The sequence below is a fragment of the Sphingomonas sp. Root241 genome, assembly GCF_001428865.1.
GTDB lineage: Bacteria > Pseudomonadota > Alphaproteobacteria > Sphingomonadales > Sphingomonadaceae > Sphingomonas.
Genome location: NZ_LMIV01000002.1, coordinates 701,051 through 722,104, shown reverse-complemented (window position 1 = coordinate 722,104; position 21,054 = coordinate 701,051). Strand labels below are relative to the sequence as shown.

Genomic DNA, 21,054 nt, shown 5'->3' with positions numbered 1-21,054 from the left:
CTGTTCGTCAGGCTAATAACCGGGCCAATGTGGCCGCCGTGAAATCCACCATGGGCACGACACGCGCATAGTTCAACCGCGTGGGACCGATCACACCGACCACGCCGACCACGCGGCCGTCGAGCGCACGCACCGGTTTGGCGATCACCGACGATCCGGACAACGCGAAAAGCTTGTTCTCCGATCCGATGAAAATACGCGTCGCCTCGCCTTCGCGCGCGCTGTCGAGCAGCCGGGCGATCTCCTCCTTGCCTTCCAGCTCGTCGAGCAATTGGCGGACGCGGTCGAGATCTTCCGCGGCGGCGGTGTCGATCAGCCGCGCCTGGCCGCGCACGATCAGCACCGGCCGGCGATCGCCGTCCTCGCTCCACACCGCGAGCCCGCGCTCGACCAGCGTCGCGGCCGCGCTGTCGAGCGCCGCGCGCTGCTGGCCGAGGTCGCGCTCGATCCGCGCGCGCGCCTCGCTCAGCGTCAGCCCGCTCAGCATCGCGCTCATGTAATTGGCCGCCTGCTGGAGCGACCCGGCATCGATCCCGCCGGGGATCTCGACCACGCGATTCTCGACCGAGCCGTCTTCGCCGACCAGAACGGCAAGCGCGCGATCGTGGCTCAACGGCACGAAACCGAACTGGCGAAGAACCGGTTCGCTCTTGGGCACCAGCACCAGCCCCGCGCAGGAGGACAGCCCCGAAAGCGCGGCGGTGGTGCTCGCCAGCGCTTCCTCGATCGGCCCGGTCTGTCCGGCGCGCGATTCGATCGCGGCGCGCTCCTCGGCGGAAGGCGCACTCGCCTGCATCATCCCGTCGACGAACAGGCGCAGCCCCGATTGGGTGGGCATGCGCCCGGCGCTGGTATGCGGCGCGGCGAGCAGCCCGGCCTCCTCGAGATCCTGCATCACGTTGCGGATCGATGCGGGCGAGAGGTTGAGCGCCGAGATCTTCGAGATCGTCCGCGATCCCACCGGCGCGCCGCTGTCGAGATAGGATTCGACGACGATCCGGAACACGTCGCGCGCGCGATCGGTGAGTTCGTGGATCGGGGGTGTGGTCATGAAGTCTTATGTAGCGAAGGTGGCGTTACGCTCAACCACAGTCCCCAAATCCTCTCTCGCGCAGGGGGGAGGATTTTAGTTAGGGCCGCTCGCCGATCAGCCCCTGAACCGGCAGCAGCTCGATCGCACCGCCCAGCGCTTCGGCCACCGCTTCGTTGCCGCGGCGGCAGCCGAGGTAGAAATGGAGCCCCTGGCTGTCGCCAATCGCGCGGGTCCAGCGGACGTCGATGCTCGGCATATCGGTCGGCGCGCTGACGCAATTGGGCTCGCCGTGCGCATAGCGGACCTCACCGCTCGCCGGCCGATACGGCGCGAGCCGCGCGGCGAAAGCGTCATATTGCGCACGGCTCAGCGTGAAGCTGCGTTCGCCGGTCACCGCAGTGAAGCGCCTGCCCTCGAAGGTGCCCGTCCCGTCGGGCCGCACCGTCACCGCATAGACCGGGCAGCGGCCGAAGCACGGACCCGTCTCGTACGTGATCGAATCGCCTTCGATCGGCATCGGTCCCTGTGGCGCGCGGCTCGCCGGGATGCACCCGGCCAGTGCCACCGCCACGACAGCCAAACCCAGCCCCTGCTTCATCGCATCCTCCAACGGACCCCGCGCCGACACTGGCGCGTTCGCACTCCACCGTCTACGTGCCCGGATCGACTTTTCAGGAGAATGAACCGATGCGCCCATCCGGCCGCGCCCCCGACGAGATGCGCACGATCAGCATCGAACCCAATTTCACGCGCCACGCGGAAGGATCGGTGCTGATCGGCTTCGGCGACACGCGCGTGCTGGTGACCGCGAGCATCGAGGAGCGGATTCCGCCCTGGCTGCGCGGCAAGGGCGAGGGTTGGGTCACCGCCGAATACGGCATGCTCCCCCGCGCGACCCACACCCGCGGCCAGCGCGAAGCGGCCAAGGGCAAGCAATCGGGCCGCACGCAGGAAATCCAGCGACTGATCGGGCGCAGCCTGCGCGCGGTCACCGACCTCAAGCTGCTCGGCGAGCGTCAGATCACGCTCGATTGCGACGTGATCCAGGCCGATGGCGGCACCCGCACCGCGGCGATCTCGGGCGCGTGGGTCGCGCTGCGCATCGCCACCAACAAATTGCTCGCCGCCGGGCTGCTCGAGAAGGATCCCATCATCACGCAGGTCGCGGCGGTGAGCGCCGGCATCTATCAGGGCAATCCGGTGCTCGATCTCGATTATGACGAAGACAGCGCCGCCGATGCCGACGCCAATTTCGTCCTGCTCGCCGACGGCAAGATCGCCGAGGCGCAGGCGACCGCCGAGGGCGCGTGTTACGACGAGGAAGGCCTGCTCCGCCTGCTTCGCCTCGCGCGGATCGGCTGCAACCAGATCTTCGCTGCGCAGTTGAAGGCCATAGCATGAGCGGCGAAGGCGATACCCCCCAGATGATCCGCAAGCTTCAGCCCGGCAAGCTGGTGATCGCCAGCCACAATCCCGGCAAGGTGCGCGAGATCAAGGCGCTGCTCGGGCCCTATGGCATCGAGCCAGTCTCGGCGGCCGAGCTCGACCTGCCCGAGCCCGAGGAAACCGGCACGACCTTCGTCGCCAATGCCGAACTGAAGGCGCTGCAGGCCGCCGACCTGTCAGGGCTTCCTGCGCTGGCGGATGACAGCGGCCTGTGCGTCGAGGCGCTGAACGGCGATCCGGGCATCTTCTCGGCGCGCTGGGCGGGCGAGACCAAGGACTTCGGAATCGCCATGCAGCGCGTCGAAGACAAGCTCGCCGCACTGCCGCCCGAGACCGGCCGCGACGCGCATTTCGTCTGCGCGCTCGCATTGGCCTGGCCCGACGGGCATGTCGAATGGTTCGAAGGCCGCGCCGACGGCGTGCTGGTCTGGCCTCCGCGCGGCGATCGCGGCTTCGGCTATGATCCGATGTTCGTGCCCAACGGCCACGCCGTCACGTATGGCGAGATGGACCCCGAGGCCAAGCACGCGATGAGCCACCGCGCGGACGCGTTCCGGCAATTGGTGAGCGCGGTTTTCTAATCTCCCGTGCTCCTGCGAAAGCAGGAGCCCAGGGTTCCGAAGGGACGTCGCCCGCGACGCTGCCGTCGCTTCTTGCAATGTAGGATTTCGCCTGCTTCCCTCATTATCTCGTCACCCCGGCCTTGAGCCGGGGTCCCGCTGCCTTTGGCCGAGCAGAAGAAGCGGGATCCCGGCTCAAGGCCGGGATGACTGTACTTTATCAAGGTCGCTTGGGTCTTCACCCAAGGTGTGGCGTCTCGCAACCCGCTCTTTCTACCTGTCGAACAAGGAGAAGCGTACGCAACGCTCTCGCAAGAATATTGCGAGATCGATCGCGTTTCCGCCAACTGAGTCAAGTTAAGGCCGGTAACCCGGCCCCTGCTCCGGGTTCGCCTGGTCCGCCCGCGGCGCCCGCACCGGAATCGGCACCGTGTCCAGCGCCTCCGGCACCAGCGCCAGCGTCTGGATCGCGGCAAGCCCCCATTGCGCCGATCCGTTGGTCGACACGCCCGGCCATTCCACCACCCCGCCGGGCAGCTTCACCCGCGGGTCGCCCTTGACGATGCGCATTCCCGCCTCGCCGGAATAGAATTCCGCCGCCGCGCGCCGCGCCAGCGCCGCGTCGCCGGTCTGCTTAGCCACATAGGCAGTGAGGCGCGAATGCCCCTGTTTGAGGTTGCGCCCGCCATAAGGCCGATTGAACTTCGCCGCCCATTCGTCGCGCGGCGCATTGTACCAGCGGCAATAATCGAACCACACATCGCGGAAGCGCGGCACATCGATCAGCTGGATCAATTCGGCCTGGATCTCGACCGCGCCGAACACCGAATTGAGGTGCGAGATGCCGATAGTGTCGCGGCTCAGGAAGCGCCCGCTCTTGAGGTCATAGGGCGCGCCACCGGTCAGCCAGCCGTTCGGCATGCGGCCGATACTGTCCATCCCCGCGGCGATCCGGTCGCGCCACTTCCTGTCGCCCGTCCGCTCCCATTCGGTGAGCCATGCGCCCGCGCACACCGCCCAGGTGGTGCCGAACGACATCTGGATCACGCCCTCCGGCAGATCCTCCTTGGGCGCCCCGGTCTTCCGCCCGATCTCGACATGCGCGAGCGTCTGCTCCGAAGTGGACAATGCCCGCATCAGATCGCCGACACGCTCGTCGGCGGTCAGATAATAGAAGATGCGGCGATAGGCGGCATTGCTGACCCGCGGCTGTTTCGAGCTGTCGCTCCAGTGCTGGACGCCGTGGCGGGTGCCGAGCCCGGCGAAGCGGCCCATATGATAGACGTCGACTTCGCCGGTGTGCCGCGTCATCGCCTCCGCCAGCCGCCACGTCTTCGCATCGCCTGAGCGGAGCGCCGCGTACCAGAGCCAGAGATCGGTCGAGAGCTCGCTATTGTCCCATGCGAAGCCACCGATATCGTATTTCCACTGGTGCCGGTCGCTGTCGTAGCTGTGCATCACGTCGCCATGATCCCAGAAGCCGTACCAGCTGCGCCGGTCGACTTCGCCGGCATAGAAATCGATCAAATTGGCGAGCTGGTCCTCGATCAGCGCGCGCTGCGGCGTCGAGCGATCGGGCAGGTTCCAGTCGCCGAACACGCCCGCTGCATGGAGATGCGCCGGATCGGCCATCAGCTGCGGCGGCGTCGCGGCAGCGCGGGCGAGCGCCTGGAGCTGCGGCGTCTCGGGAGTCGCGTCGAATGCCCAGAGCATCAACTCGCTGGTGCGCGCGATGCCTTTTGGATCATCCCAGCCGGGCTCGTAATCCTCATAAGTGATATCGAGGCCCTCATTCTGGGCATCGAAGCCATCCATACCCATCGTGCCGTGATAGGCGCGCAGGTCCATCGGCTGCGCATCGGGCGACCAGAGCCACGCGGTGAGGCTGGCGGTGTCGCCCGCGGCACCGCGAATATCGATCTGGGTCGGATGACGCTGCCAGAAATAGCGCGCGGCGATCCCCGCCCCGCCCTGCGGCGAGCCGACATAGCCGAATCCCGGTGCGCGTCGGCCCTCGTCGGAGTCGATCCAGCCATGCCCCTCGCCGGTGCGCTTGGTCAGCGTGAAGCCGTTGGCCGAGAGCTGCGACAGGCTGAAGTCGTTCCACGCGGGAATACGCTCGAGCAGCTTGCCCACAGGATCGCGCATCTCCGCCATCGGCACCGTGTGGCCGGCGATCTGCGCGTCGCGCACCGACTTGCCCGGATCACGGCGCAGCCCGGTGAGCGGGCGCACCGCCTCGACGAACATCGCGTCATCGGCGGTGGCGAGGCGGACATGGCGGTCGTGGAGTTCGCCACGCATCGGCACGTCGGTGGCGATGCCGAGCGCCGAAACATGGTCGGTCGCCTCGATGTCGAGAATGAAGCTGTGCACCACGCGCAGCGCGCCCGACCCGGCATAGGCATAGAGCCGCACCGTGAACGGGAGCACCGAGCGCCCCCCGCCGACATGATGTCCCTCGAGCCGCACCACCGCGCGCACCGGCCCCTTCTGCTCGACCACCGCCTGCTCGATCGTACCGGTCAGCGCCACGCGCTCCCCTTCGGGCGAACCGGCGCGGATCTCGCCGAGCAGCCGCGCATTGGCGAGCAAGATGCGCTCGCCGTTCTTCGCCGAGCGGATTGCGGCAGGCCCGCTCTTCGCGACTTCCCATTCGAGCGCGCCCGAGCGGAGGTAGATCGCGTCCGCGGTCTCGCGCACCGACACCGGCGCAGCGGGCAACGCCGGGCGACCGCTGGCGACGACGAACTTCTCGGCGCCCACCCCGGCGGGCACCGCATGCGCGGTCCATTTGATCGAACCGTCGGGCCAATACGCCGTCGGCCAGCTCTGCGAAGGCACGTCGCCATCCGGGCCGCGCACCGTCAGCGACTGCCCCTTGGCCAGCGCCCCGCGCGTCCAGGCAACGCCGAAGGTCTGGCCATAATGCAGCTCGGGCGCCGCCCCGTCGATCCAGCGGAGCGATGCTTCGACTGCCTTCCCGCGCCGCGCCTGCGCCATTGCCGGAACGGCGCCCGCGACTGCCGCAGACAATATCGTGCCCTGCATCATCGTCCGTCGCGTCAGGCGCATGTCTCTCTCCCGCTTATGGTTTTCCGATGCGCAGATTGCGGATGCGCAAATGGCTCTTGGTGGTACGCAGCGCGAACCAGCCGCGCACATAAGGTTGGGCGTCGTCGAGTTCGAAGATCCGCCGCCCGTCGCGCTCGACTGCGATCGTCCTGCCGTCGGCGATCAGCCGCACATGCGTCCAGTGATTGGGAACGAGGAGATTCTCCGCACCGGAGAGATCGTGCTCGGGGCGCAACGGCCGGTTACCGGGCTCGCCGATATAGCGACGGAAGCGCGTCGTGGTGTTCCGGTTGCCGCCGATGCCGACGTAATAGGTTTGCAGGTCGTCATATTGCGCGAAGGCGCCGGACCGGCCTTTGGCGAACACCGAGCCATCTTCCACAGCGGGATCGGTCGCCATCCAGAAGGCGTTGAGGTCGCTCACCGCGTCGTTCGCCCCGCCCTCGGACACCGCCAGTGCATCGAACTCGATCGACACCGGGCCGACGAGTTCGCGCTCGAACCAGAGCGACAGCCCCGCGGGCGTGTCGATGTCGATGACATCGCCGAAGCGGACCCGCGCCGGCCGCTCTGCCTCGACCCGCCAGTCCATGGATTGCTGCGTGAGGGGTCGCGCGCCATCCGCGCAGCCAACAGCCAACAGGCACAGAGCGAGCACCGCGAAGCGCAACGCCGCGCCTTTATGCCCGGCCAGAGTCAACAATGGCTCGGCCGGTGCTGCATCACAGCTTCCACTGCATGCCGACGAAGATGCGCTGTCCGGGATAGTTATATTCCACCGGACGGGCGGCATCGATATAGGTCTGGCTATATTCCTTGCCCAGATTGAGCCCCTCCACCCAGACGCTGTACTTGTCCGTCAGGCGGAACATCACCTTGGCGTCGATGAAGCTCTCGCCCTTCCGGAAGATCGGGTTGTTGCCGAAATTCGCGTCGGACGCGGCCGCGAGCCAGTCGCTGCGCCGATTGTACGAGACACGGGCATTGAGGAAGCCCTTATCGTAGAACAGGCTGGCGTTGTAGGTGTACTTGGACAGGCCGGGATAGCCGTCCAGCGCCTCGCCCGTCGCCTGATTGGTCAAGCCGGAATCCAGCACCCGGGCATAAGTGAAGTTGCCGCCGGCGCCGAAACCGTCGAATGGCGCTGGCAGGAAGCTGAACACCGTCTGCGCGCTGACTTCGAATCCGTCGAGCTTGGCCCCGAATGCGTTGATCGGCTGGCGCACCGTATAACTGGTGCCGTCGTGATAGAGATCGACCCCGGTGCGCGTCACGTTGGGGACGATGAAGCTCTTGATGTTCTTATGGTAATAACCGACGCTCACCAGCGTATCGCGGTTCGGATACCAGGAGGCGTTCACGTCGAACTGGTCGGCGCGATAGGGCTGCAGGTCCGGATTGCCCGCGGTGCAGGTGTCGTCGGTGCCGATCGCGTCGAGCGTGTCGATCGTGCAGTTGATCGCCGGCGCGAGATCGGTCGGCTTGGGGCGCGCCATGTTCTTGGCCCAGGTCGTACGGACGAACAGGTTCGGCACCACCTCGAGGTTGAGGTTCACTGCCGGCAGCCAGTCCTCATAGCGGTTATCGATCGAGATTTCCTGGGTGTAGGTCTGCACCGTCTCGGTCACCGCGGGGATGCCGTTGACGCCGGTGCCCGGACGGATGCGCGTCTCGTTGCGGCGGTTCGAGCCGGTCGTGGCGTCGCGGGTCCGGGTGTAGCGCACGCCCAGATTGCCGGTCAGCCTCATGCCCCAGAACAGGTCCTGTGCGAAGTTCGCCTTCAGATAGGCCGAGGCGATCTGCTCGTTGACGACGTAGGCGGGAATCTGCGGCAGGCCGTTCGCCTCGCGCACGAGGTTCTGGTTGAACCGCGACAGATCATAATATTGTGCGAGATTGGCAGAGAATTCGGGGAAAGCCAGCGATCCCGGCGCGCCGCTCGGGGCATTCTGCAGCCCGCTGAACAACGGCGCGCCACCGGTGGTCGTTCCCATCTGCGCAAGGAACGCCTGATACTGCGCCTGTGACCAATAATATGTGTCGGCCGCGGGGCCGCTCGCGGGCGGGGCGCCGATCACGGTGTTGTAGCTGACATTGGCGCTGCTCTGGAACACGGCGTCCGAAGCGGGGATGCCCGCCGCTGGGACCGCCGCCACCGCGGCCTTGAGCAGACGACCGCCGCCGCCGGTATAATTGTAATAATTCTGGTCGCGGTACTGGCCGCCCCATTCTATCGTGGTGAACGGGCCCCAGCCCAGATCGTAATCGAGATCGAGCTGCGCCAATTTCTCGCTCGAGCCGGCGTCCTGCGGGCGATATTGCACCGTCGGCCCGGCCTGGGCGAGCGGAACGCCGTTCGCACCGGTGCGGCTGACGCCGTAGGACGAGGCATCGGCCGGATCGAAGCTCGACGGGAAGCCGAACACCGGCAGGCCGAGATCGTTGCGGCGATCGACGGTAACGCCGCCGATACCCGTGCTGACCGACACGAGGTTGGTGTTGTTGATCAGGTTCGCCTTGGAATAGGCGCCCAGACCGTGGACCTTGAGGCGATCGAGGTCCCAGTCGAACCCGGCCTGATAATACTGCGTGAACTGGTCGTAATCGAAATTGCGGCGCTGGACGCTGACGATGTTGTTCGCGCCGGTAAGCGTGGTCCCGGCAAGGGCGCCGTTCTGCGCCAGCGTCGAGCTGGTGACGACATGGTCCTCGATCGTGAAGGTGCCGTCGGTGATCCGCGGACGCGACGTGCCGCCGGCGGCATTGGCGGGCAGCGCGGCGTCGTAATTATACCGTTCGAACCGGTCGGCGTTGATCGAGTAATTGACGTCGCGGAGCTGCTGGCGCCGCTTGTTGAGCTGCCCCTGCACCCAGAAATTGAAATTGTCGGTGGCGCGAAACTGCGCCTGCAGATCGAGCGAAGTGCGATAGTCGCGCCGGTCGAGCGAGCGGTAGCGGTAGATGGTCGGTGCCCAATCGAAGAACTGGGTCTCGCAGGCGAGGCGATTGGCAGTGGCCACCGTCGCGTTCGCGCCACCCACGCCCGCGCAGCTCTCATAAGTGCCGAAATTGGCGTAGTTCGCATCGGCGATCGTCTTTTCGCTCGCGCGATCGAAATCGGCGATGCGGCCCCAATTGGTGTTCGAGGCGAAGTCCGAACGCGTATCGACCGCGCTGTGCGTCACGTTGACGATGAAGCCGAAGCGCCCGTCGAGCAGATCGCCGCGGCCGGCGAGGAAGTTGATCCGCGGCTGCCACGTCTCGGTGAGGTCGAGATGCTGCCCTTCCGCCTTGATGCTGAAGATCGGATCCTTGAGGTCGAGCGGGCGCCGCGTCTCGACCGAGACGGTGCCGCCGATGCCGCCCTCGGGCAGATCGACCATATAGCCCTTGTACACGTCGATCGACTTGACCAGCTCGACCGCCAGCTCGCGGAAGTCGCCGGCGCGCCCGCCAAGGGCGCTCTGCTGGCTGACGCCGTTGATCTGGACGCGGTTGAGATCGGGCTCGACGCCGCGGATCGAAACCGCGGTGCCTTCGCCGAATTCGCGGCTGAGCTGGACGCCGGTGATGCGGCTGAGCGCCTCGCCGACATTCTTGTCCGGGAAGCTGGCGATGTCGTCGGCTACGATCGAGTCGACCACCGTGCCCGAATTCTTCTTGCGGCCGATCGCCGATTGGAGGCTGGCGCGCGTGCCGGTGACGATGATCGTGTCGTTTTGGCCCTCGGCGGGGGCCTCGGTCTGTGCGGCATCGTCCTGCGCGGGTTCGGCGCTCTGATCGGCTGCGGGTGCCTCCTGTGCCCAGGCGGCCGGCGCCAGAAGGAAGGCGGCGGTGATCGCAGCAAGCGAAACGCTGTTACGGACGGCGCTGGCGGATTTACGCATATACTCTCCACTCGACCCACAGGCGGCAACAGGCCGCGCGCCGATTCATTCGGCTGTCGCGAGTCGCATAGCAGCGTCGCGGGCGCGATTGGAAGTAAAATCACTACATGTGAAATTTGTGCTCACATTGTGGGATTATTAGGGTAAATGATGCTGCAATGTTGCCGGCCGCGACTGGGCGAGGCCGACGCAAGGCAAGGCCGGCAGGCGGACCGCGATGCTCTGACGATGTTTGGAAAGATCACCCCGCCCGCGGCGGCTGGTGGACAGGGCTGGATTCGAACCAGCGTACGGGAAACCCGGGCAGATTTACAGTCTGCTGCCTTTAACCACTCGGCCACCTGTCCATGGAGCCGCCAGCGAAGCGAGGGCGGTCCAATGCCGAAGCGACCCCGACCTGTCAACGCCTTGCGCGCGGGCCCGGCGCCGCATAGCGTCGCGCACATCTCTCCAATCTCGCAGGAGTCCCATGCGCACAGCCGCCGCTCTCGCCGCCATCGCCCTCGTCGCCTCCCCGCTCGCCGCCCAATCGGTCGACCGGTCCGAGGTCGGCCGCATCCTCGATGAAGGTTTCAACCGTTCCGAAGTGATGCTCACCGTGCAGCATCTGACCGATCATATCGGGCCCCGCCTCACCAATTCGCCGGGGATGCGCGCTGCCGAGGACTGGACGCTCTCGAAGTTCCGCGACTGGGGTCTCAGGAACGCGCACAAGGAAGGCTTCGATTTCGGCCGCGGCTGGTGGATCGAGCGCTCGAGCGCACGCATGGTCAGCCCGCGTCCGATCACCCTGACCGCGATCCCGATCGCATGGACTCCGGCCACCGCGGGCAAGATCAGCGCGCCGGTCGTGGTCGCGCCGATGAGCGAGGAGCGCCATTTCGAGCGCTACCGCGGCAAGCTGGCGGGCAAGATCGTGATGGTCACGCTCCCCGATGACGGCTCCGAGCCGACCGATCCCGCCTTCAGGCGCCTGACCGGCGACGACCTGGCGAAGCTCGACGTCTACGAGCAGCCCAAATATGATCCCGAGGCGAGCGACCGCCGTATCAAGCGGCTCGAATATGCTTCCAAGCTCGACGCCTTCCTCAAAGCCGAGGGCGCGGTCGCCTACGCCACCATGTCGGCCCGCGACGGCAAATTGGTCCACGGCACGGGCTATCTGTTCGGCGCGGGCGAGACCCAGCTGGTTCCCGGCGTCGAGATCGCGGCGGAAGATTATCGCCGCCTCGCGCGCCTCGCCAAGCAGGGCCCGGCGCCGGTGGTCGAGCTGGAGAATGTCGTCCATTTCGTCGACACCGACACCAAGGCGTACAACATCATCGCCGACATCCCGGGGAGCAATCCCTCGGGCGCCTATGTCATGGCCGGCGCGCATATGGACAGCTGGGTCGCGGGCGACGGCGCCGTCGACAACGGCGCGGGGGTCGCGATGGTGATGGAAGCCGCGCGTATCCTCCAGGCGATGGGCGTCAAGCCGAAGCGGACGATCCGTTTCGCGCTCTGGGCCGGCGAGGAGCAGGGCCTGCTCGGCTCGATGGCCTATGTCGAGCAGCATATCGCCACGCGCCAGCGCAAGCCGAATGGTCCGACCACCGGCCTCGCGCGATTCTATGGTTGGGCCAATCGCTGGCCGATCACCCGCCAGCCGGGCTATGACAAGCTCGCCGCTTATTTCAATCTCGACAACGGCTCCGGCAAGGTCCGCGGGATCTATACCGAGAATAACGGCGCAGTCGTGCCGATCTTCCGCGACTGGTTCGCGCCGTTCAATTCGTTGGGCGCCAACACCGTCGCGATCCGCAAGACCGGCGGCACCGACCATGTCTTCTTCTCGGCGGTCGGAATCCCGGCATTCCAGTTCATCCAGGACCCTCTCGATTATGGCAGCCGCCTCCACCACACCAGCATCGACACGTTCGATCACATCAAGGCCGCGGACATGCGCCAGGGCGCGGTGATCCTCGCGAGCTTCCTGCTCAACGCCGCCAACGCCGACAAGCCGTTGCCGCGCATGCCCTTCCCCACCGAGCCGGGCGTGACCGATCCGTTCGCTTACCCCAACCCCGACGATCTCGACTGATGGCGCGCAAAGGTCATCGCCCGAGCCAGGCGCCGGCATCGCGTCCCCGCTTTTATGGGCGCCACGCGGTGCTGGCGGCGCTCGCCAATCCCGAGCGCAACGTCCGGAAGATCTGGGGCACGCGCGAGGCGCTGGGGGCGCTCGATTTGCCCCCGGTGATCCCGATCACTTATGCCGATGTCGCCGATCTGGCGCGGCTGGTGCCGGGCGACGCGCCGCACCAGGGGCTCGTCGCCGAAGTCGATCCGCTCGAGGAGATCTGGCTCGGCGACCTGCTCCAGCAGGGCGCCGACGACAAAAGGCCGCTGGTGGTGCTCGATCAGGTCACCGATCCGCACAATGTCGGCGCGGTGCTGCGCTCGGCGGCGGCGTTCGACGCGCTCGGCATCGTCACGCAGGATCGGCATGCGCCGCCCGAATCGGGATCGCTCGCGCGCTCGGCCTCGGGCACGCTCGAGACGGTCCCCTGGGTCCGCGTCGTCAATCTCGCCCGCGCGCTCGAGGAGATCGCCGAGGCGGGCTTCTGGCGGATCGGGCTCACCGGCCATGCCAAGGGCACGCTCGCCGAAGTGATGGGCGACGCGCGCATCGCATTGGTGCTCGGCGCCGAGGGGGAGGGCATGCGCCAGAATACCGAAGCGCATTGCGATCAGCTTGCCCGGCTGCCGATCTCGCCTAAGGTGGAAAGCCTGAACGTGTCGAATGCCGCCGCGGTCGCGCTCTACGCCATCGCCGCACGCGGCTGAACGGGGGAAATCGAATGCTGCATTGGAAGGCGATCACCGCCGCACTGCTCGTGCCGCTCGCGCTCGCCGCATGCCTATTCCTGCCCGGCAAGTTCGAATCGACCCTGACGATCCACGCCGATCGCAGCTTCACTTACGCCTATAAGGGCGAAATCGTCGCGCTCGACATCACCGGCGCGATGAGCGAGGCGACCTCGGGCCTGGCCGACAATACGACGGACTCGGGCCCCGCACCCGACCCCGCCAAGAAGGCCGCCGAGAAAGCGAAGAAGGAAGCCGAATATCGCGACATCGCCGTGAAGGTCGCCAAGGAGGCGGGCTATCGCAGCGTCGAATATCGCGGCGACGGCATTTTCTATGTCGATTACGAGATTTCGGGAAAGCTGACGCACAACTTCGTCTTCCCCTATAATCAGGATGCCGGGATGATCTTCCCGTTCGTCGCGATCGAGCTGCGCGGCAAGGACATGGTACGCGTCAAGGCGGCCGGATTCGCCAAGCAGGAGAACAAAAGCGGTGGCATGAGCGGGATGGGCGACGAGACCAATGCCCGGCTCGACGGCACCTTCACTTTGATCACCGATGCCGAGATCGTCAGCCAGAACAACGAGGACGGCGCGAAAGCCGGCGGCGCGGGCAAGACCGTGACGTGGAAGGTCACCCCGACCAGCAGCGACGCGCCGATGGCGATGCTGAAGGTGGCCGGACTCTAGGTGCGAACCTGTTCAAATTATTGATTTAGCTTCGGCCTGCCCCTTTTTGTCATCCCCGCGAAAGCGGGGATGACGGGTTTTGAAGATGAGTCCTCAGCCCGGTCCCGCTCCAAATCGCCGCCGTGGCTCAGTCCTCGGCGGCGATCGTCACCCGGAGACCGTCGAGCGCGGGCGTGAACTGGAGCTGGCACGACAGCCGCGAGCGTTCGTCGCGATCCGACGAGCTGTCGAGCAGATCGTTCTCGTCCTCGCTCATCGGCGGCAGTTTGGCCGCAAATTCCGGATCGACATGGACGTGGCAAGTCGCGCAACTGCAGCAGCCGCCGCAGATCGCGAGCAATTCGTCGAACCCGTTGTCGCGGATCACTTCCATCACGCTGAGGCCCGCTTCGCCCATGACTTCGCGTTCTTCCCCTTCCCTGGTCACGACGATAAGCTTGGGCATGCAATTCTCCTTGGTCGGTCTCGTCCATGCCGCCGAAGCCCCCTCGTTTCAAGGATGCCCGCCATGGGCCTGAGCGAAACCCAGATCAAAAGCGCGATCGACGCACTCGCCAGGGTCGAACCCGCCTTCGCCGTCGCCCTCGAACGCGCAGGCTACCCCCAACCCCGAATCCGCGACCGCGGCTACGAGACCTTGCTGCGCACGATCGTCGGCCAGCAGGTCAGCGTCGCCGCGGCGCAATCGATCTGGAACAAGCTCGCGGCGGCGCTGGGCGACCTCACCGATCCGGGCACGGTGGCGAGCGCCTCCGACGAGACGCTGCGTGCCGCCGGTCTTTCGCGCCAAAAAGTGAGCTACGCCCGCAGCCTCGCCGAGGAAGTGACGAGCGGCCGGCTCGGTCTCGCCAGCCTGCCTGCCGATGACGAGGAAGCAATCGCCGCGCTCACCCGGATCAAGGGCATCGGCCGCTGGTCCGCCGAAATCTATCTGCTCTTCGCCGAAGGGCGGCCCGACATTTGGCCGGCGGGCGACCTCGCGGTACAGATCGAGATCGGCCGCATCCTCGGCCATGCCGAGCGCCCGTCGGAAAAGATGCTGCGCGAATGGTCGGCCCCGTGGAGCCCGCACCGCGGCGCGGCGGCGATCTTCGCATGGCACCACTATAAGATCGACATGGCCGTGATCTGACGCGGATGTCCGCGATCGAGCCGAGCCGTGCGGTCTGCGCGCCCACTCTATTCGCGGCGATTGATTCCGACACATTGGATAGCGAGACTGCGCATGGGGCACCCTCGCCTCGTCAGGAATCGAGCGTGCCATCGGATCTGCTGTTTGCGCTTCTGTTCATCGGCTCACCGGCGCCCATCCCCGCGGACGCGCCACCTGATGCCATTGCCGGCCGCACCGGCAGCAAGATCCAGCGCGTGTCGCGCCCGTGTTCGATGGATGCGCTATCTCCCACCGAGAAGCGGCGAATGGTCATCGAGTACCAGCGACGGCTACGTGTCCGGGGCAAGGCAGATGCGGATGCCTGGGCCACGGAAGAAGGAAACCGCTTCCGCAGACGGCTCGTCGCCGAGGGCGTGTGTCCGCCATTGACTGGAGAGGGCAATCAAACCGCGCGGGCCACAAAGCGCCGCAGCGCGCCACCGCTCGTGAACCGGCAAGGTAAAACCTGCAAGAACGTCGGAGTGGAAAACCGGATGATCCCCAATTTTGGTGGCGCGCCCATGACCATGGTTCTCGTCCCGGTTTGCAAGGACTAGGTCGGGAGGTGTGACTTCGAAACGCGGGAATGGGTCGCTTCCAGATCAACGGTTCCAGAGCGAATGCTCGCGGATTCAGCGAATGACCGCTCGCGCCCCAATTGTTGGAATTCAGTGCTCCTTCGAAAGCAGGAGCCCAGGGTCGTGCAGCCCGTCACCATCCTGGGCTCCCGCTTTCGCAGGAGCACGAGGTGGAGATATAACCGCTTTCCGCCAATCCCGGACGTTGCAGCCAGTTGCCGAACCAGCGGCACAGCCACATCGGGGAAGCCCATCTCAGGCGCCGACCGCTCCCAGCCCCACCGCCAGTGCCCCCAGCGGTCCCGCCATCGGCCCGAGCCCCGGCGGGCCCAGTCTCTCGTCCAGCTCCGCGGCATAGCCGGCGAGCGAACCATAGCCGCCCAGGCTCTCCGCCAGCCGCGCGCGCAGCCGCAGGAAGAGATGCTCGCGCGCCGCGATCACGCCGCCTCCGATCGCGATCCGCTCGGGCGCGGCTACCGTGACCAGATTGTGGAGCAGCCCGCTTAGGTCGTGGACGAACAAATCCCATTCGGGCCCGTCATGCGGCAATTCCTTGCCCGGGCAGCCGAAACGCTCGGCGAGCGCCGGGCCCGAGATCAGCCCTTCTACGCAGTCGCCATGGAAGCGGCACCAGCCGGCATAGGTGTCACCCGCCGCGCGCGGCACGCGCATATGCCCCGCCTCGCCATGCGCCACGCCCTGCACCGGCCGTCCGCCGGCGACCAGCCCGACGCCGACGCCGGTGCCGATGGTGAGGTATGCATGCGTCACCATTCCCCGCGCCGCGCCCCAGCGTCCTTCGGCCAAAGCCGCGCCGTTGACGTCGGTCTGGAAGCCGATCGGCTTGCCGTAGCGCGCCTCCAGACGCCGCACGAGATCGGTGCCCGACCAACCCGGCTTGGTCGTCGCGGTGATCGCGCCATAATCCGGTGCACCGGTGCCAAGCTGGAGCGGACCGAAGCTGGCCACGCCGATCGCGTCGAATGCCCAGTCGTCGAGCACTGCCTCGATCGCCGCCAGCGTCGTCGCCGGGTCGGTGGTCGGTATCACTTGCTGCGCCCGCACGTCGCCGGGGCCGGTGCCGAGCAACGCGATGCATTTGGTGCCGCCAAGTTCGATCCCGGCGATCAGCGATACGGTTGAAGCCATGATTCTCCGCTAGCCCAGCCGGCCTCGCGCGGAAAGCCGGGATAAAACACGACTCCACAAGAGCGGCCGACGGGCATGCAGGCCGGGGAGGTTCCCCGTTCGCGCTAGCCGTAGGTGACGACGAGCCGCTCGGCGAACGGACCGTTCTTGCTCAATTTGCCCTCGCGTCCCGGCGCGCGGCGCAGATTGGGCTGTTTGAGCAGCGGCTTGAGCATCAGGTGCAGCGTCGCCTGATTGATGTGCCGCCCGAAGCATTCGTGCAGCCCGAAGCCGAAATGCATGTAATCGCTCGCCGGCCGGTCGGGGTAGAACACCCTCGGGTTGGCGACGCGGCGCGGATCCATCATCGCCGAGGCGAAGGCGGCGAGCACCTGCGCGCCGGCGGGGATCGTCGCCGCGTGCGACGTGCCCTTGCCGAGCGTCCAGTCGGTCAGCGCCACGCGCGGCAGCCCCGGTGCGAGCGGATCGAAGCGCATCGCCTCCAGGACATAACGGCGCAGGCGCTCGTCATCGTCGGCCCGCGCCGCGGCCTGCGCCTCGGCCAGCACCTTGGGTCGGCGCAGCAATTGCTCCATCGCCTGCGGTACCACCATCGGCGGCTGCGGCGGCCCGCCGACGATGAATCCCATCAGCGAGGTGCGGATGAAATCGTCGGAATAAGCCGCGTCGCCCTCCGCCTGCAGCGCGAGGCAGCGCGACAGCACATCGTCCTTGCCCGGATCGATGCGCCGCCGCGCGATTTCGTTCTGGATGTGGAGGCGCAGCGCCGGAGCGATCTGGTCGACCTCCTTGCGCAGCTCGACATCATTGCCCTGATCGACGAACTGGAATTCGAACAGCCGCGTTCCCCAGACGCGCAGGTCGCCGCCCGGCGGATCGGGCACGCCCAGATAATCGCCCAGCATCGTGAAGGTCACGCGCCGCACCAGCGTGTCGACGACATCGATCTTGCCGCCGGCCTGCGCGACGATCTGCGCGGCCTGCGCCTCGGTCTGCGCCGCGAGCTTCGGCAGATCGTCGGGCCGCACCACCTTGCGCATCGCATCGGTGTCGTGGCGATACTGGTCGGTATCGGCCATGCCGAGGAAGAAAGGCTGATCGCCCATGATCACGTCGAGGTGCGGCTTGTAGATCACGCCGAACGCCGGATCGGTGGCGAACACCTCGCGGACATCGTCGTAGCGCGAGGTGAGATAATTGTTGCCCAGCTTCATCACCGGCTTCCAGCGTCGCAGGAAGGTGAAGAAGTGCGGCATCAACGCGAGCACCATGCGCTGCGCGAAGGCCTTGAACCCCTTGGGCCCCGGGCGGAGCACGTCGCGGGAAGTGAGCGCGTTCATAGCGATGCCAGATAGCGAAGCGCCGGCATGCTCGGCAGGAAGAAATATTCGCCGCCCGCCATCTTCACGAACGAGTCGACCTCGATGATCCGCCGCAACGGCTCCTGGGGGATGGTCAGGGTCCCCTTGGGCCCGAGCAGCGGATCGGCCTCGTCATACAGGAAGGCGAAGTTCTGGTTGAGCATCCAGGTCTGCTGGACGAACTCGAACTGCCGGGTGATGTCGGTGTTGAGGCAGATGAACAGCAGCCCGCGATCCGCGCCGTCGTCCTTCAACGGATCCGCGATCGTCGGCCCGTATTTGCGCCCACGCCGCAGGATGCGATGGTTGTTCGACGCATCGAGCAAGGTCTGCTTGTCGCTCGGCTTGGGCGCGAGGCCGTCGCGCGGGTTGCCGCGGCGGACATGGCTTCCCAGCGGACAGCCATGACCGAGCCGATCGCGATCGTAGAACAGGAAGTCGTTGTCCGGCTGGTTGTATTTGTCGACCGGAAGCACCCCGGTGGGGCTCATCGGGCACAGCAGATTGCCGTTGAGGTCGCGGCCGATCACGCGGTTGGCGATCCAGTCGGCATTGATATGCCCGCCATGCTGGGGATCGCGCTGGTTGATCCGCTCGGCCCCAGCATGCATCGATTCCCAGAATTTGGTGACGTCCTGCTTGAGCTCGCGCACCACCATATAGCTGCCGTCGAGCCCGAGATCGAGAAAGCCCTCGCCGCGCGGATGCGGCGGCAGCCCGGCGGCGCGGCCCTCGGCCGAATCGACCACGACCGGCCCGAGCGCGATCTCGTGATGGCCGTTCTCATGCCCCATCAGCACTTCGCCGAGCGGCACGCCGTTCCACGGATCCTTGGGATAGTCCGCCCCGCCCTTCACGATCACCGTGCCCGCCTCGAACGGCGCGGGCTGCGAGACACCGTCGGCGAAGCCGAAATGCTCGCGCGCGATCCCGCGCTCGTCGGGGCGCAGATCGAGCGGCAGGCCATGGACGATCTTCACGTCGAACGGCGCCAGCGCATCGCCCACCGTCTTGCACCAGGCTTCGGCGGTCTCCTCGTCCTTCTCGTAGAGGAGCAGCAGGGCATGCACGGTGATCGGTGTGGTGATGCGCGCCTCGACGATCTTCTCCTCGTCGTCGAATGCGCGTGCCTCGTCATCGACCGCAGCATCGTCGAGCGGGGTGTTGCCGCTCCATTTCGGCCCGCCGGGGATCACCGTCTCTAGCCATTTGTCCTCGCGCCGGTCGCCGAGCCGGCGCAGCCGGTCCTCCTGGAACATGCCTTCCTTGAACGGCCGGTCGAACGAGGCGAGCGCATTGGGGGACAGCCCCATCTTGCGCATCCCTTCCCAGGTGAGGCCCAGTCCCGCCGAGCGCTCCTCGCGCCCGTCGGCATCGCTGATCGGCGCCACCTCATACAGCGCCGCCAGCCAGGCGCCGCCCTTCTTCTTCGCCACGCCCTTCCAGTCGAATTTCAGGAACAAGGCGCGGCCGGTGGGCAGCGATGCGAACCCGCTCACCACCATGCCCTGCGTCAATTTGTCGTGCGGGGGAGCGAGCCGCCAGCTCGGCGGGCCCTTTTGCGGTACGGCGCTCACAGGTCGTTGATCCACAAAGCGGCGTCCTTGTCCGAGAGTGCTGGCTTGCGTAAGCCCATCGCGATGCGGAAATTCCGCTCGATCTGCTCGGCGGTGAGGTCCTTGTACGCCGAGTACCAGAAGCGGCTGACCGTCATCGAATGGCGCGCCCATTCCTTGAACTGGCGGCCATGGCTCGCACCGTCCTTCACCAGGAACCGGGTCGGCGGAAAGCCCACGCCGCAGCACCACGCCAGGGTCAGCCCGGCATGTGCCTTCTCGATGAAATCGTCGAGATAGCTCTCCCAGGTCTGATCGAAGTTCGAGAAGAACATGAGGCGCGACTTGTTGTTGACCATCGCCCAATGCGCGAAATGGATCGTGCGCATCGAGCCGAGATAGCCGCTCCGCGCCTGGATCCGCAGCACCAGGCCGAGCCCGCGATGCCCCGCACGGATCAGGATCATGCGCAGGGCGCCGGGCTTGATCGACACCAAAGATCCCATGTGGTTCTGCGGAATCCAGTCCTCGCGCCGCGCCATTTCGCGCAGCATCTTCGGATCGACGAGCGGTGCGTCCTGCGAAGCGTCGCGGCGTTCCAGCGTGCGCAGCCACAGCACGATGATCGCCACCGTCACCGGCGCGCTCGCAAGTCCCCAGAGCAGCCAAATGATCATCCCGTGCCACGCCGCATCGAAGTTGCGCGCAGTAAGCAGCATCGACGCCGGCGTGCCGATCGCCACCGCGACCACCAGATAGCCAAGCACGAACAAGACGAGCGGGATCAGCTGGCTGAAGAAGAACTTCAGGAAGCTGAATCGCGTCGCGACCTCGGTTCCGGGCAGTGCGCCGCCGATCTGCTTGAGCCGCAGCGCGATGCCGACGAACACCACCGCCAGCAGGATCAGATAGCGATCCCACGGCATGGCGAGGTTGAGGAACAGTCCGGGCACCGACAACAGGAACACCGCCGCGACGATGAAGCCGATCAGCCGCACCCAATCGCCGATATTCTCGGCGAGCGGGATGCGCGCCGGCGCAGGCTGGTCGAGCCAGGCGAAATCGGGGAGCAATGTGCCGCGCAGCTTCGCATGGATCTGCGCTGGCCTAAGCACGCGATAGGGGTTCGCCCCATCGGCATTGGCGAAGCGTAGCTCGACCCGGGTCGCCTCGAACAATTTGTGCTCGGCGAGGATGCGGTCGCGCGTCATCCCGCGATTGCCGTGATGGAATACCGTCGGCTTCAGCGATCGGCGCTCGAGATAGGGGGCGATCGGCGCGCGGGCATCGGGCCCGGCGATCGACGTGAACAGCGGCCCGTCATTGTCGAGCGGGCATTTGCAGCAGCGCAGCATCGCGCGCAGATCCGGCCCGATCGCGGATTCCAGCTGCGCCCAGAACGATCCCGCAGGCCCGTCGAAATTGGCCTCGATCACGAACAGCGGATCATAGTCGAAGCCGGGAAACACGCTCAGCGACATGAAGTGGAGCGCCGGCACCCGCGTCAGGAAATCCGCGAACGGCCCTTCGCCCCCGGACGGATTGGTGCTGCGCTTCGCGCGCAACTTGTCGAGCAGCGACGACAAATGATCATAGCTCTCGGGCTTTACCTCGAGTGCCACGGATAAGGTGGTTTGCCGCATGCACGTCCCCCCAAACGCACGGCTGCCGCCCCTGGCAATTCCGCGAGTCGCGCAGGAATGTCCCACAGCGG

The 21,054-nt window shown here is 66.3% G+C and carries 17 protein-coding genes and 1 tRNA gene; 7 read left to right on the top strand and 11 right to left on the bottom strand.

What is annotated here, in order from left to right; translation table 11 throughout:
• Nucleotides 1-7 precede the first annotated feature (7 nt).
• A complete protein-coding gene (hrcA, locus tag ASE13_RS13990; RefSeq protein ID WP_056616946.1) occupies nucleotides 8-1,051 on the bottom strand; it encodes a heat-inducible transcriptional repressor HrcA in 1,044 nt (347 codons plus the stop codon).
• A 79-nt stretch (nucleotides 1,052-1,130) separates the two neighbouring features.
• A complete protein-coding gene (locus tag ASE13_RS13985) occupies nucleotides 1,131-1,631 on the bottom strand; it encodes a DUF6438 domain-containing protein (protein WP_056617891.1) in 501 nt (166 codons plus the stop codon).
• Nucleotides 1,632-1,720: 89 nt separating this feature from the next.
• On the opposite strand from ASE13_RS13985, the gene rph reads away from it, so the two are divergent.
• A complete protein-coding gene (gene rph, locus ASE13_RS13980) occupies nucleotides 1,721-2,434 on the top strand; it encodes a ribonuclease PH (protein WP_056616944.1) in 714 nt (237 codons plus the stop codon).
• The gene (gene rdgB / locus ASE13_RS13975; protein ID WP_056616937.1) at nucleotides 2,431-3,060 is read left to right on the top strand and encodes an RdgB/HAM1 family non-canonical purine NTP pyrophosphatase; all 630 of its coding nucleotides are present in this window, start codon (nucleotides 2,431-2,433) and stop codon (nucleotides 3,058-3,060) included. The genes rph and rdgB overlap by 4 nt, the downstream gene beginning before the upstream one ends.
• A gap of 336 nt (nucleotides 3,061-3,396) precedes the next feature.
• On the opposite strand, the gene ASE13_RS13970 is transcribed toward rdgB, so the two are convergent.
• The 4 genes from ASE13_RS13970 to ASE13_RS13955 all read right to left on the bottom strand — a co-directional run bounded on the left by ASE13_RS13970 (nucleotide 3,397) and on the right by ASE13_RS13955 (nucleotide 10,348).
• On the bottom strand, nucleotides 3,397-6,114 hold the full coding sequence (locus ASE13_RS13970) for a hypothetical protein (RefSeq protein ID WP_056616935.1): 2,718 nt from the start codon (nucleotides 6,112-6,114) through the stop codon (nucleotides 3,397-3,399).
• A 13-nt stretch (nucleotides 6,115-6,127) separates the two neighbouring features.
• Nucleotides 6,128-6,817, bottom strand: a complete 690-nt coding sequence (locus tag ASE13_RS13965) for a DUF6250 domain-containing protein (protein WP_156404887.1) — start codon at nucleotides 6,815-6,817, stop codon at nucleotides 6,128-6,130.
• 19 nt (nucleotides 6,818-6,836) lie between these two features.
• Entirely contained in the window at nucleotides 6,837-10,001 is a 3,165-nt protein-coding gene (locus ASE13_RS13960; RefSeq protein ID WP_082596798.1) for a TonB-dependent receptor, read from the bottom strand.
• A 260-nt stretch (nucleotides 10,002-10,261) separates the two neighbouring features.
• Nucleotides 10,262-10,348 (bottom strand) — tRNA-Tyr (locus ASE13_RS13955).
• 122 nt (nucleotides 10,349-10,470) lie between these two features.
• On the opposite strand from ASE13_RS13955, the gene ASE13_RS13950 reads away from it, so the two are divergent.
• The 3 genes from ASE13_RS13950 to ASE13_RS13940 are packed head-to-tail and all read left to right on the top strand — an operon-like array spanning nucleotide 10,471 to nucleotide 13,543.
• Nucleotides 10,471-12,084 carry a M20/M25/M40 family metallo-hydrolase gene (locus ASE13_RS13950; protein ID WP_056616926.1) on the top strand — a complete coding sequence of 538 codons (1,614 nt, stop codon included), beginning with the start codon at nucleotides 10,471-10,473 and terminating at the stop codon, nucleotides 12,082-12,084.
• Nucleotides 12,084-12,830 carry a 23S rRNA (guanosine(2251)-2'-O)-methyltransferase RlmB gene (gene rlmB, locus ASE13_RS13945; protein WP_056616923.1) on the top strand — a complete coding sequence of 249 codons (747 nt, stop codon included), beginning with the start codon at nucleotides 12,084-12,086 and terminating at the stop codon, nucleotides 12,828-12,830. Before ASE13_RS13950 ends, rlmB begins: the two co-directional genes overlap by 1 nt.
• A gap of 14 nt (nucleotides 12,831-12,844) precedes the next feature.
• Nucleotides 12,845-13,543, top strand: coding sequence for a hypothetical protein (locus ASE13_RS13940; protein ID WP_056616920.1), 699 nt, complete (start codon nucleotides 12,845-12,847; stop codon nucleotides 13,541-13,543).
• 127 nt (nucleotides 13,544-13,670) lie between these two features.
• Here the strand turns inward: ASE13_RS13940 and ASE13_RS13935 are convergent, their stop codons facing one another.
• The gene (locus ASE13_RS13935; protein WP_056616918.1) at nucleotides 13,671-13,988 is read right to left on the bottom strand and encodes a 2Fe-2S iron-sulfur cluster-binding protein; all 318 of its coding nucleotides are present in this window, start codon (nucleotides 13,986-13,988) and stop codon (nucleotides 13,671-13,673) included.
• A gap of 63 nt (nucleotides 13,989-14,051) precedes the next feature.
• On the opposite strand from ASE13_RS13935, the gene ASE13_RS13930 reads away from it, so the two are divergent.
• Nucleotides 14,052-14,675 (top strand): DNA-3-methyladenine glycosylase family protein, encoded by a 624-nt coding sequence (locus tag ASE13_RS13930; RefSeq protein WP_056616915.1) that lies wholly within the window; start codon nucleotides 14,052-14,054, stop codon nucleotides 14,673-14,675.
• A gap of 5 nt (nucleotides 14,676-14,680) precedes the next feature.
• The gene (locus tag ASE13_RS13925; RefSeq protein WP_056616912.1) at nucleotides 14,681-15,253 is read left to right on the top strand and encodes a hypothetical protein; all 573 of its coding nucleotides are present in this window, start codon (nucleotides 14,681-14,683) and stop codon (nucleotides 15,251-15,253) included.
• A 276-nt stretch (nucleotides 15,254-15,529) separates the two neighbouring features.
• Here ASE13_RS13925 and ASE13_RS13920 read toward each other — a convergent pair whose 3' ends face one another.
• The 4 genes from ASE13_RS13920 to ASE13_RS13905 form a co-directional block, all read right to left on the bottom strand.
• Complete coding sequence (locus ASE13_RS13920; RefSeq protein WP_056616907.1) at nucleotides 15,530-16,423, bottom strand: ROK family protein; 894 nt, start codon at nucleotides 16,421-16,423, stop codon at nucleotides 15,530-15,532.
• Between the two features lie 104 nt (nucleotides 16,424-16,527).
• Nucleotides 16,528-17,763: a cytochrome P450 gene (locus tag ASE13_RS13915; RefSeq protein WP_056616904.1), complete on the bottom strand. Its 1,236-nt coding sequence runs from the start codon at nucleotides 17,761-17,763 to the stop codon at nucleotides 16,528-16,530.
• Nucleotides 17,760-19,376, bottom strand: a complete 1,617-nt coding sequence (locus tag ASE13_RS13910; RefSeq protein WP_162254697.1) for a Dyp-type peroxidase — start codon at nucleotides 19,374-19,376, stop codon at nucleotides 17,760-17,762. The genes ASE13_RS13915 and ASE13_RS13910 overlap by 4 nt, the downstream gene beginning before the upstream one ends.
• Nucleotides 19,358-20,962 (bottom strand): hypothetical protein, encoded by a 1,605-nt coding sequence (locus tag ASE13_RS13905; protein ID WP_056616899.1) that lies wholly within the window; start codon nucleotides 20,960-20,962, stop codon nucleotides 19,358-19,360. The genes ASE13_RS13910 and ASE13_RS13905 overlap by 19 nt, the downstream gene beginning before the upstream one ends.
• Nucleotides 20,963-21,054: the final 92 nt, after the last annotated feature.

Excerpts from the sequence above, each read along its gene's own strand:
- hrcA (WP_056616946.1), bottom strand. The coding sequence starts at position 1,051 with ATGACCACACCCCCGATCCACGAACTCACCGATCGCGCGCGCGACGTG.
- ASE13_RS13985 (WP_056617891.1), bottom strand. The coding sequence starts at position 1,631 with ATGAAGCAGGGGCTGGGTTTGGCTGTCGTGGCGGTGGCACTGGCCGGG.
- rph (WP_056616944.1), top strand. The coding sequence starts at position 1,721 with ATGCGCCCATCCGGCCGCGCCCCCGACGAGATGCGCACGATCAGCATC.
- rdgB (WP_056616937.1), top strand. The coding sequence starts at position 2,431 with ATGAGCGGCGAAGGCGATACCCCCCAGATGATCCGCAAGCTTCAGCCC.
- ASE13_RS13970 (WP_056616935.1), bottom strand. The coding sequence starts at position 6,114 with ATGCGCCTGACGCGACGGACGATGATGCAGGGCACGATATTGTCTGCG.
- ASE13_RS13960 (WP_082596798.1), bottom strand. The coding sequence starts at position 10,001 with ATGCGTAAATCCGCCAGCGCCGTCCGTAACAGCGTTTCGCTTGCTGCG.
- ASE13_RS13950 (WP_056616926.1), top strand. The coding sequence starts at position 10,471 with ATGCGCACAGCCGCCGCTCTCGCCGCCATCGCCCTCGTCGCCTCCCCG.
- rlmB (WP_056616923.1), top strand. The coding sequence starts at position 12,084 with ATGGCGCGCAAAGGTCATCGCCCGAGCCAGGCGCCGGCATCGCGTCCC.
- ASE13_RS13940 (WP_056616920.1), top strand. The coding sequence starts at position 12,845 with ATGCTGCATTGGAAGGCGATCACCGCCGCACTGCTCGTGCCGCTCGCG.
- ASE13_RS13935 (WP_056616918.1), bottom strand. The coding sequence starts at position 13,988 with ATGCCCAAGCTTATCGTCGTGACCAGGGAAGGGGAAGAACGCGAAGTC.
- ASE13_RS13930 (WP_056616915.1), top strand. The coding sequence starts at position 14,052 with ATGGGCCTGAGCGAAACCCAGATCAAAAGCGCGATCGACGCACTCGCC.
- ASE13_RS13925 (WP_056616912.1), top strand. The coding sequence starts at position 14,681 with ATGTCCGCGATCGAGCCGAGCCGTGCGGTCTGCGCGCCCACTCTATTC.
- ASE13_RS13920 (WP_056616907.1), bottom strand. The coding sequence starts at position 16,423 with ATGGCTTCAACCGTATCGCTGATCGCCGGGATCGAACTTGGCGGCACC.
- ASE13_RS13915 (WP_056616904.1), bottom strand. The coding sequence starts at position 17,763 with ATGAACGCGCTCACTTCCCGCGACGTGCTCCGCCCGGGGCCCAAGGGG.